Source organism: Bacteroidota bacterium (assembly GCA_030706745.1).
Lineage (GTDB): Bacteria > Bacteroidota > Ignavibacteria > Palsa-1295 > Palsa-1295 > PALSA-1295.
Genome location: JAUZNX010000010.1, coordinates 127964 through 138871, shown reverse-complemented (window position 1 = coordinate 138871; position 10908 = coordinate 127964). Strand labels below are relative to the sequence as shown.

Genomic DNA, 10908 nt, shown 5'->3' with positions numbered 1-10908 from the left:
TAGGGACGTGCCGCGCACGTCCTGTCTCGGACTACGACAAACATTCAGGTAGCCCCGACGGTCAGGACGTGCGCAGCACGTCCCTAGAAGCGGCGGATCAACCGTAGGGACGTGCCGCGCACGTCCTGTCTCGGACTACGACAAACATTCAGGTAATGCCAACGGTCAGGACGTGCGCAACACGTCCCTACAAACGGCGGATCAACCGTAGGGACGTGCCGCGCACGTCCTGTCTCGGAATACAACAAACATTCAGGTAGCCCCAACGGTCAGGACGTGCGCAGCACGTCCCTACGCCGCGCCGGCAATTTGTTCTCCCCGCGCCGGTTTGTTCGTAATTTGCGGCATGAACAAGGGGCACCCAATCCTCCACGGCCCACGCTAACGCGATTCATCGCTCGGTGCTCGACGTTCAATCGTAAGTAAGTGGAGGATGTGAACGAGAAACTGGGGAAGCTATTGCACGATTCTAATGAAAGACCATGAAGCTGCACTCTTTACGAATCGAGAATTTTCGGTCGATCAAATTCGATACCATCTATTTTGACAAACTAACATCATTGGTTGGTGCCAACGGGGCTGGGAAATCATCGTTTCTTCGTGCTCTCCAAGTGTTCTTCGGTCAAGAAATCATAAATGAGCGAGATTTCTATAATAACGTTATCGCTGAGATTGTTATCGGTGTAACCTTCTGCGATTTAACACAAAGGGAGAACGAGCAATTCGAAGGATACACTGAGGATGGCCTTCTCTCGGTGGAATTCGTCCATAATGGTAGTAAGGCGAGTTATCACGGGACGGCACTTCAGAATCCAGAGTTTGATGCGGTGCGCGAAGGGTTTCAAAAATCGGATCGAGGAGCAAGTGCAAAAGCTGCTTGGGCAACGCTTATAGTAAATGTGCCATATGACGAATTCGGGGCCTACGGTTCTGCTCTAAAAGCTGAAGAGACGCTTAAGGGATGGGAGGTAGCAAATCGTGAAGCGTGTATAAGGAGAAGGGATGATGGACAGTTTTTTGGTTTCAAAGGGGTTGGACTTGGCTACCTACGAGAGGCAGCGCGATTCATATACATTCCAGCCGTCAGTGATGCGAGTACGGAGGCAATCGAAAAGAAGGGAAATGCCTTAGCCCAGTTAATGCAACTCATCGTACACGGCGTTTTGAAAAAAAGAGAGGACATAAAGGTAAACCAAGAAAGAATACAACAGGAATATCGAGCCCTAGTCGATCCATCAAATCTACCGGAGCTAGCAACGTTAGGGGCACAGCTTGATGTAAGCCTAAAATCCCTGGTTTCTGATGCCGGAGTTGCACTTAAGTGGGTGCCTGCTGGCGATCTCAATCTATCATTTCCGACGGCAGAAGTAGAACTCATTGAAGATGGATACCAAGCCCCTGTAACGTTGGTTGGCCATGGCTTACAACGAGCTTTTATTATTTCGATTCTACAGCTTTTGGCAGGAGTCACAACACCCGGTGAAACAGGAACTGACGAAGAAGGCGTAAGTTTGATCCTAGCGATAGAAGAACCCGAGCTGTACCAGCATCCTGGGCGCCAACGACATCTCTATGACGTCTTGCAACAACTAGCTTCCGGCGCAATTCATGGCGTTATCTCGCATACGCAAGTTCTCTTCGGAACTCACTCCCCTTACCTCTTGAGCTTCGAGCACTTTGATGACGTTAGACTAGTTCGAAAAATTGTGGTTCAACCAGGGGAGCCTAAGTGCACGATTAATGTTCGGGCAACTCTCGATTCTCTCGTGGATGCATTGAAAGTTTTGGATAATAATCAGAAATATACACGCGAGTCAGTGCTTTCTAGGTTGCACATTCTGCAAGATTCAAAGATTGTCGATGGTTTTTTTGCGCGCTCTGTTGTATTGACTGAAGGACCCGATGATCGTTCGGCTCTTTTGGGGGTGGCACTGGCAATGGGTCATGATCTCTTCTCGATGGGAATTCATGTGGCGGATTGTGGCGGAAAGAACAATCTGGATAGACCGTATCTTGTTTTTAAATCGCTTGGAATTCCAACGTTTATTATTTGGGATTCTGACAAGCAAAAAGGTGAATCAGAGGGTACTTGCCCTGAATGTTTGCGGCCAAGGGATAAGAAAGCGCGTCCCGAAGATAATCACCGATTGATGCGCATGCTTGCAATGAAGGAAGAGGACTGGCCTTCATTTGTAGCACCGAACGCAGCATGCTTTGAAGGCAATTTGGAAGAAATACTGAGACATGACATTGGGAATGAGTACGAAAAGATCATTCAAGCAAAGGCCAATGAGTTCGGATATGCGAGCACATCAAATGCGCGCAAAAACCCGTATGTGGTTTCAGCAGTAGTTGCGGAGGCGCTTAATCAAGGCATTCGACCGAGTACTCTTGAAGAGATTATCAAGAAAATCGTGGCGATGAACAACGACGTTTTCAAAGACGACTTTCATGCCGTCATACAAGGAGTTGAGGCTGTTGTGCTTGAAGGTTGAGCAAGAATCAAAATCACGTCACTCATGCCTCATAAGTTTTTCTTACTTGCGATCCGCGGCTTACCTAGAAGGTAGACTAGCCTGCAACCAGAGCCCACACGCCATCTGAGTGGCTGTTGTGAGCTGGATGTCTGAACCTTGATTCTTGTGATTTGTGTGATGGACCCAATGATAGTAGCTCGGAAGAATCAGGGCTCAATCAAATAGATCACACGAATCACAGTTCAGACGATTCTCGCAAGCTGAAGCGCGCGCTACACCGTGCGCGGCCTGAGCGGCGGGTGTGCGGGCGCACCGCCAAGTTAGCGTTGCGCCGCCTGGTTGCGGGCGGCCTTTTCTTCCATCTTCTTCCATCGTGGAGTCTTCCGGCCCTCCTCGGAAAGCTGGTGGACGTATTCCGGTGTTGAGAGATGGCCAAGACGCTTGTAATTCGCCTCGCGAACCCCCCGAAGCCACTTCATCACATCAAAATTCTTCTTCTCTTCCATAGATCAATTCTTTTGGGGTGCGAATATCCATCAACGCATAGCCTTCATGGACGTTCACAGCATTGAACGCATGGATGCGTTGATAGTTCACAATGTGGCAGTGGATGATCGGTCATCCACAGAAGTTCCAACTCACTACGACATCCGCGCCGTGAACGGTCGCGTAGGCAATGTGGGAGGCATCGTCTTTGAACTTCACAGGCACCACCTTTGCCGTCATATAGGCATCTGACAGCGCGAGCACGGCAGGGGTTTCTACTAATCGAATAATCTGCTCGTCATCGAACTCATCGAGCAAGGTACGGACGGGATCCGGTGCATTCGAAAGCTCTTCCTCCGTGACGGCCGAAATCATCCCATCGTAAACTCCGATGCGAATGAGGTTCATGAGGGCTCGTGACGCTTCCTCAAAACCCTCATCGAAGCACCCTCCAATGACCGATGTGTCCAGATATGCGTTTAGCTTCTTCATGGGAGTGTTCCAAATTCGTTGTTATAAAACGTCTGAAGATCGCGGCGCATTCCAGGCGTGTCATTCGGTACGATTTCAGGTTCGAGCTCACCTATTCGCTTCAGCCAAACCCACACGCGAGGTGAGCGGCCGGTGTGCGGAAGGGCGATTTGGCTGAAGGACATGCTGTGCACGTCCTTTCTCGGAGTACCTTAGAACTTCGGGTAGTGCCAACGGTCAGGATATGCGCAGCAACATCCTTGGTAGTGGCTCAGTTTGGAGCCCATATATACTTTTTGCTGTCTCAGTCGGATTCATTGCCCTTTGCGTCTGGACTAAGAACAACGTGGCCGGGGCGGTCGAACCAAAATTTCATGCGATAATTAGTTGTGTGCCATTTCCAAAAAATATCCCTATACGCTATTCGGCCATAGTAATAGGCAGAACCGAATCCTCTTCGAAGGGCCGCTCTTTGCTCCGTGGTCAGATTCGGGGCGTTTGCAGGCACCAGCGTCGAAGCGCGGGGCCCAAGCGTCCCACGGCTATCAATCGTATTCATTATTCGCCCATTCTCATCCCGGTAGCTGAAGGCAGTGTCGGGCGGCGATACTCCCGCGAGCGAAGCCGAAATGACCTGCACATCATACGCGGGGGTCGATCCATTATTCACGAATTCGAATTGTCCCAAGAACTGTGCGGTGTCGAATCCTACCCCTTTCTGGAATCCAACGTATGCCCTCAGCTGCAATTGAGCCGAGGAGTCTTGTTTCAAAATACTCAATCGAGAAATTCCGAGGGCGGAATCTGTTTGGGCAGATTGCCTGAGGCCAACAAGTACAACGGCGATTGTTCCGGCGGCGGCAAGAAAAGTGAAGAACCCAAGTGCGACCGTAACAAGAACCAACTTGCGGGTTTCCCAAGCGACATCATCATAATCGGTTGGCCTTTTATACCAGCGATTCTTTTTCTTTGTACCGCTTTTTACATTCTTAGTAAGATGGGGCGGGAGGACGGAGTTCATACCCGCAAAACTACGGATTTTACTTCATCAAGTCCACCAAGTTCCCGATTTCCCAAAGGTGGTTCGTCAGACCCGCTTCCATTGCTGGAGAAACGCGGAGGGTCTGATGAATCCTAACAAAGTTGTAGTGCATGAGAATGGGAATGCGCCGGTTCACTCGCCTGACGAACGGGTTCTCGAAATCCATCGAGCACCACATGGCGGCTGTGGCGATCTACTTCCGTGCGAACGCGGGCAAGCATTACAACATAAAGTATAAATGGAAAGAAATGGATTTCAAACTGAGCCACTACCACTTCCTTCCAATCATTATTCTAAGAATTCATCGAAAAATTGCGATGCCGGAGGTATCGAACAACGTTATAATAGATGGAAGGGGGTCTCTCGGTAAAATATGAAATATGAAGTATGAAATATGAATTGGGTTCAGAATATGACCCATTTCAGCCCAAAAAGCATGTGGCTGTCCAAATGACACCGCAAACTGTTTCATGAATATTTTCCCAAAACAGAATATATAATTATTTGGCGTGTCTGAGAGAAGTGGTGTGGCGAGCAAGGCCATACACTCAACCGATTCGGTGAACTGGGCTGCAGGGCGCACCTATGGTGCGGCTGCACAACTTGGGACTGGCGGAAGAGAGATTGGAGCTATGTGACAGCAAGGAACTCCCCTTTGTTACACCAGCGCCGGTCGGCACGCCGTATTTTGGCACGCCGGACAGCACCACTAAAGCACACTGGCATTGAAGCTAACCGATTATCTCAAGCCTGAATATATCGAAGTTGGTCTGAAGGGCGATTCGAAAGAGGACTTGCTGGAGGGGATGTTCCGTCTTGCCACGAAGAATCCTCACGTGCTCGACGCGAAAAAAGTCCGCGCTGCGGTGCTGGAGCGCGAGAAGATCATGTCCACGGGCGTTGGTAAGAACTTCGCGATCCCTCACGGCAAGACGGATGCAGTCGATGATGTGATCCTCGCCTTTGCCGTGACAGCGCAGCCGATCGAGTATGCCTCGATGGACAACGAGCCGGTCCGGTTGTGCCTGTTGCTCGTCAGCAAGGAGAGCCTGGTCGGTCAGCGATTGAAGCTGCTGAGCCGTGCTTCGAAAGTGATGAATTCCGATGCCGCGCGAGCTGCACTCATGGCTGCGAAGACCCCCGAGGACGTCATCGCGATTTTTAAGACAGAGGAAGAGCGCATTGGAGAATAACGTCTCGACGAGCGAGGTCACGGAGCGCGAGGTCACGGAGCGCGAGGTCGCGAGAAGCGAGCCTATCCAAGCGCTGCGCGGCACGAAGGACATGCTGCCTGCCGATGCGGCGAAGTGGCATCGCGTGCGCCAGGCTGTCGATGATGTCGCGGCGGTTTTTGGCTATGGCGAGATTCGGACACCGATTATCGAGTCGGCGCGGCTGTTCAATCGGTCGGTCGGTGAGGAGACGGATATCGTTTCGAAAGAGATGTATGTCTTCACCGATAAAGGCGGCGAGGAGATTGCGCTCCGTCCAGAGTTGACTGCGCCAGCGATCCGGGCGGTTGTGGAGCATGGCATGTTGACGGGGCAGTCGGATAGCGTCAGGCTCTACTACAATAGTGCTGCGAACCTTCGCTACGAGAAGCCACAGCTTGGGCGGTTGCGTCAGCACCATCAGTTCGGGACCGAGTTTCTCGGCTCGGCAAGTGCCTCGTCGGATGCAGAGACGATCGCGTATGCAATCGCGGTGTTTCGCAAGTTGGGACTCAAGCAATTTCGTGTCCGATTGAATTCGCTGGCCTCACCCGAAGCACGCATCGAGTGGAAGCGCGTGCTGGTGCCGTACTTGAAAGATCATTTTGGGGAGCTTTCCACAGAGAGCAAACGCCGCACCGAGACGAACCCGATGCGCGTGCTGGATTCCAAAGCGGAACAGGACCGCGAAGTCATCAAGAATGCGCCGGTGATTCTGGATTTCCTGACCGAAGCGGACCGCGCACATTTTGAATCGCTGCAACGTCACCTTCGAAGCACGGGCATTGAGTTCTCGGTCGATCCATTGCTGGTTCGTGGTCTGGACTATTATACGCGAACGGTATTCGAAGTGACCTCGCCAGATTTGGGATCGCAGGATGCACTTTGTGGCGGAGGTCGCTATGATAATTTGGTCGAGCAGTTGGGTGGTCCCGCAACACCTGCTGTGGGATTCGGCGCTGGCATCGAGCGGCTTTTGATTGCGCTCGAAAAGATTTGGCCTGAGACACCGAGCGTCGCGCAACCCACAGTGTATGTGGTTGGCCTTGGTGCTGCGGCACGCGAGCGCGCATTTGCAACGACATCCGCATTACGTGCGGCGGATATTTCCGCCTCGCAAGACCACAACGAGCGGTCCATGAAGGCACAGATGCGCGAGGCCAATCGTGATGCCGCAAAATTCGTATACATCATTGGTGAGTCGGAGCTTGCTGAAGGCGCCGGCATGCTGAAGACTATGAGCACGGGGGAGCAGGAGAAAGTCCCGTTCGACAGCCTTGTCGAAAAACTCCAAAACGTAAATCATCATTCGTAATTCGCAATTGACATGGAGCCACTTCCGCCAGTAAAAGAAGTCGAATACCGCTGTTTTATCAGCAAGATATTCGAGGAGCTTTCGGGCTCCGAATACATGACGTTCGCCTTCGAAACAGCGAAAGAGTTTTCGAGCTTTCGTTATGAGATCGCCGTTCGGTATCGCATCACATTCGAGCCGGAAAAACGTCTCGAGTTCAAAGTGCTCGGCATGACCGCGACGCGAACGATGATGCCTGCCTTTGGTACGGCGCGCTCGATCCTCAAGATTCCACTGCTGCCGTTCGGGATCTATCAGGTCAAGATGATCAAGAGTGATGGCACGGAGAATCTATTCTCGATCGAAGTGACACGCAAGGGATTTCAGATCTTGCAGCCGATTCCCCGCAAGCGGTTTATCGATCTCATTGTCGAGAACAAAGCAGCGGTCCCTGGCTCGAAGCATACTTCGACGATCAGCAAGACGCCGCCGCCGCCGCTGGTGCCTCGTACAATCCAAAAACGTCAGCCCACGCCAATGACGCCGGAAGAAGAGGCGTTGCTTGCCTCGCTCAAGAGCGAAACCCCGCAGGAGCGCGATATCCGCGAGGAGATGGAGTTGTTTGGTGGCAAGAAGCGAGTTGACAAGAAGGACCTCGAAGCGGCCGAGAAGGATCTTCACAAGATGGGAGAGTCCGAGGGCCATGGACACCCTCCGAAGCCGAGCGCCAAGCGAGCCGTCGAGGAGATAAAGGAGGAGCCGCCAAAACATAAGACGCCCGCGAAGCCTACGCCAAAGCCGGATGTGAAGTCTGCACCAAAGTCTGATGTCAAGCCCGCGCCGAAATCTGACGTGAAGCCAGTCGCAAAGTCTGCTGCCAAGGCGAAGCCTGCCAAAGCGGCTACGACGAAGCCCGCGAAGGTAGCGAAGCCCGCAAAGCCGACGAAGAAAGTCGAAGCCAAAAAGCCCGCGGCGAAGAAAGTGGCAGCGAAGAAGCCTGTTAAGAAGCCGGCGAAGAAGCATTAAGACACATGGAAGCAACGCCGGATTATCGATTCCATCTTGACATCAAGTACGCGCCGCTCGAAAAGATCGACGTGAACGATGTCATCGCGAAGTGCACGGATCCGTGGTTCAATCAGACGCTCTCGCAGATCAACGGGAGCGTCCTCCGCATCGGAATCGTGCAAGGCGAATTCCACTGGCACAAGCACGAAGATGATGATGAGTTGTTCTATGTGCTCTCTGGACGTCTCTTCGTCGATACAGAGGGAGGCAATTTCGAACTGGGTCCCAACGAAGGCGTGACTGTCCCACGTGGGGTGCTGCACCGCACGCGCGCGATGGAAAAGACGGTCATGCTGATGATCGAGAACGCTGGAATTCAGCCGGCTGGGGATTAACCCGCCGAACCCACTTGCCCTCCGATCACGTTCGACTCGCGTGAAGGCCCGCGTTCGATCGAAGAAACAAGGCAGGATGCCCGCGCCGCGCGAGTTGCCGCGCACGGCGAACATCAAGCTCACCCTGCTCATCACCTCGGTCGTGTTGGTGCTTGGGCTCTTGCTCTATTCGCGAACGCTCGTCGAGCAACTGCGCCAGCGCGAATATCGGGTCGTTCAGCTTTTTTCCGGCGCAGTCAAGTACTACAATAACCATCCCGAAGCAGACGACTCGCTGTATCGGATGATCACGCACTATGCGATGTCCAGCGAAGTGCCCGTGATCCTGACCGATCGTCACGATGCACCGAGTTCGCGGCACTTCCGGGAGACCAATTGGAATGTGCTATACGATACGACCATTGACAGCGCGCATCAGGTCGAATTCCTTCGCGAACAAATGCGCGAGATGGACCACGATTATCCTCGTATTGCAATCGATTATTACGATTCGGCAACGAAGAAGACCATCGTTACGAATTATTTGCACTATGGCAACAGTCTTGTCCTTAACAAGATCGAGTCGCTGCCGTATATTCAGCTCTTTCTTGGTGCCGTCATCGTGTTTATCGGATATCTCAGCTTCAGCTATTTGAAGCGGAGCGAGCAATCCAACATTTGGGTCGGCATGGCGAAGGAGACAGCACATCAACTCGGCACCCCGCTATCGAGTCTGCTTGGATGGGCGGAGTTACTTCGGATGTCCTCGCGAGTGCCGTCCGACGTTGAGAAGATCGCCGGAGAGATCGATCGCGACATCGAACGGCTGAACCGCATTGCGGTTCGCTTCTCGAAGATCGGCTCTGTGCCCGATCTGAAGGAGCAAAATGTCGTGCAGATCGTCGCCGATGTGATGAATTATTTCGAGGGCCGGATGCCTCGCATGCGCAAGGATATTCATCTTGAGCTTATGACCGATGAAGACGATATTCCGCTTCGTATCAATCGCGAGCTCTTTGAATGGGTAATCGAGAATCTGATTAAGAATGCTTACGAGGCGATTGAGGGGCAGGAGGGATCGATCACCGTCAGGATCACTCGGCCCGCTGCATCGCCTTCTATGCGCCCGAGCTTGAAACGGTTGGGCAAAAAGAACCTAGGCGTTTCAAGGCGAAGACATGGTTTGGTCACGATCGATGTGATCGATACCGGGAAGGGTATCGATCTTCGCAAAAAGAATGATGTATTCCGTCCCGGCTACTCGACAAAGAAGCGTGGATGGGGACTCGGCCTCTCACTCGCGCGGCGGATCATTCAGGAGTATCACCACGGTCGCCTCTTTGTTAAAGAGTCCACGCCGGGTAAGGGTACGACATTCCGCATTCGGATGAGCGCGGTCAGTCATTTGAATAACAGTTAAAATCCAGATCAAGAGCGACGAGAACTATGAACGGAGCGAGGAACAAGGAGATGGATTTTTACCGTGAGTTTCCCGGGTGGCTTCGGGCATTTCTTGAATATTTGGAGCACGAACGAGAAGCGAGTCCGAAGACTATTGAGGCATACGAAGGCGATCTCGTCGATCTGTATCGCATCCTGAAATCGGAGCGGCTGGTATTGACCGGCACCCATGATGATCTGAAGGCATTGAGGCGCTACCTGCAAGTGCTCGCCTCGCAATTGACCGGGCAGTCCGAAACTCAGCATACCGTTGTAATGAAAGCAAGTTCGCTCGGAAGAAAACTTGCGGCGGTGCGATCGTTCGTGAAGTATCTGACGAAGCAGGGGATATTTCAATTCAACGCTGCACGGCTCCTTCGAACGCCGAAAGCTGAGAAGCGTTTGCCGAATGTAGTCAGTGAACGAACGATGGCAGAGGTGCTATCGGCGCAGGGTGTGATTCGTGGGGATCAGAGATCGAGGAACGCCGCAACCAATCGAGCGGAGGATACAGGATTTGGTCGATTTGGATCGGAACATCTAAGGAATAGGGCAGTGATCGAGTTGCTATACTCGAGTGGATTGCGCCGATCGGAGTTGTGCTCTATCGACATTTCATCACTCGACCTGAAGTCGGCAACGGTTCGCGTCACGGGCAAAGGCGCAAAGCAGCGCATAATACCGATCGGATCAAAGGCAGTTGAGGCGCTCCGCGAATACCTTGCGATACGATCTTCAAAGCAGGGAGATGAGAACGCGGTGTTTCTCCTGAAGAATGGTGCGCGATTGACTCCGAGGATGGTCCACCATATTGTGAAGAAAGCATTTGAGGATGCCGAGGATGTCCCGCGTGCCCATCCGCACATGATTCGGCACACCGTAGCAACCCATTTGCTCGATCATGGGGCGGACCTTCGAGCCGTCAAGGATATATTAGGTCATGAATCGCTTCGGACGACCCAACGATATACCCATCTGACAGTTGACCGTCTGAAAACGGTCTACGACAAGGCACACCCCAGAAGCGGCCGATGAAGATTTCGAGAGATTTTGAAAATAAAAGTAAAAAGATTTCTTAGAGGCCGATACAATTTCACTCATTGTG

10 protein-coding genes and 2 pseudogenes are annotated in these 10908 nt (G+C 52.3%); 8 read left to right on the top strand and 4 right to left on the bottom strand.

From position 1 onward, the window contains the following. Positions 1 to 482 precede the first annotated feature (482 nt). Positions 483 to 2495, top strand: coding sequence for an ATP-dependent endonuclease (locus Q8902_12015; protein MDP4200280.1), 2013 nt, complete (start codon positions 483 to 485; stop codon positions 2493 to 2495). 302 nt (positions 2496 to 2797) lie between these two features. Here the strand turns inward: Q8902_12015 and Q8902_12010 are convergent, their stop codons facing one another. From Q8902_12010 to Q8902_11995, 4 genes and pseudogenes are all read right to left on the bottom strand, one after another. After that, positions 2798 to 2983, bottom strand: coding sequence for a hypothetical protein (locus Q8902_12010; protein MDP4200279.1), 186 nt, complete (start codon positions 2981 to 2983; stop codon positions 2798 to 2800). 112 nt (positions 2984 to 3095) lie between these two features. Beyond that, positions 3096 to 3455 (bottom strand): PIN domain-containing protein, encoded by a 360-nt coding sequence (locus Q8902_12005; GenBank protein ID MDP4200278.1) that lies wholly within the window; start codon positions 3453 to 3455, stop codon positions 3096 to 3098. Positions 3456 to 3738: 283 nt separating this feature from the next. Further along, positions 3739 to 4455, bottom strand: a complete 717-nt coding sequence (locus Q8902_12000; protein MDP4200277.1) for a hypothetical protein — start codon at positions 4453 to 4455, stop codon at positions 3739 to 3741. Positions 4456 to 4474: 19 nt separating this feature from the next. After that, a pseudogene (locus Q8902_11995) lies at positions 4475 to 4588 on the bottom strand (IS1 family transposase). Here Q8902_11995 and Q8902_11990 point away from each other — a divergent pair. From Q8902_11990 to Q8902_11960, 7 genes and pseudogenes are all read left to right on the top strand, one after another. After that, positions 4587 to 4676 (top strand): annotated as a pseudogene (locus Q8902_11990) (IS1 family transposase). The pseudogenes Q8902_11995 and Q8902_11990 overlap by 2 nt on opposite strands. 525 nt (positions 4677 to 5201) lie before the next feature. After that, a complete protein-coding gene (locus Q8902_11985) occupies positions 5202 to 5669 on the top strand; it encodes a PTS sugar transporter subunit IIA (protein MDP4200276.1) in 468 nt (155 codons plus the stop codon). Next, the gene (gene hisS / locus Q8902_11980) at positions 5659 to 7002 is read left to right on the top strand and encodes a histidine--tRNA ligase (protein ID MDP4200275.1); all 1344 of its coding nucleotides are present in this window, start codon (positions 5659 to 5661) and stop codon (positions 7000 to 7002) included. The genes Q8902_11985 and hisS overlap by 11 nt, the downstream gene beginning before the upstream one ends. Before the next feature lie 12 nt (positions 7003 to 7014). Beyond that, on the top strand, positions 7015 to 8007 hold the full coding sequence (locus Q8902_11975) for a hypothetical protein (GenBank protein MDP4200274.1): 993 nt from the start codon (positions 7015 to 7017) through the stop codon (positions 8005 to 8007). A gap of 5 nt (positions 8008 to 8012) precedes the next feature. After that, positions 8013 to 8384, top strand: coding sequence for a cupin domain-containing protein (locus Q8902_11970; protein MDP4200273.1), 372 nt, complete (start codon positions 8013 to 8015; stop codon positions 8382 to 8384). Between the two features lie 40 nt (positions 8385 to 8424). Then, entirely contained in the window at positions 8425 to 9783 is a 1359-nt protein-coding gene (locus Q8902_11965; GenBank protein MDP4200272.1) for a HAMP domain-containing sensor histidine kinase, read from the top strand. A gap of 26 nt (positions 9784 to 9809) precedes the next feature. Then, on the top strand, positions 9810 to 10838 hold the full coding sequence (locus Q8902_11960; protein MDP4200271.1) for a tyrosine recombinase XerC: 1029 nt from the start codon (positions 9810 to 9812) through the stop codon (positions 10836 to 10838). Positions 10839 to 10908: the final 70 nt, after the last annotated feature.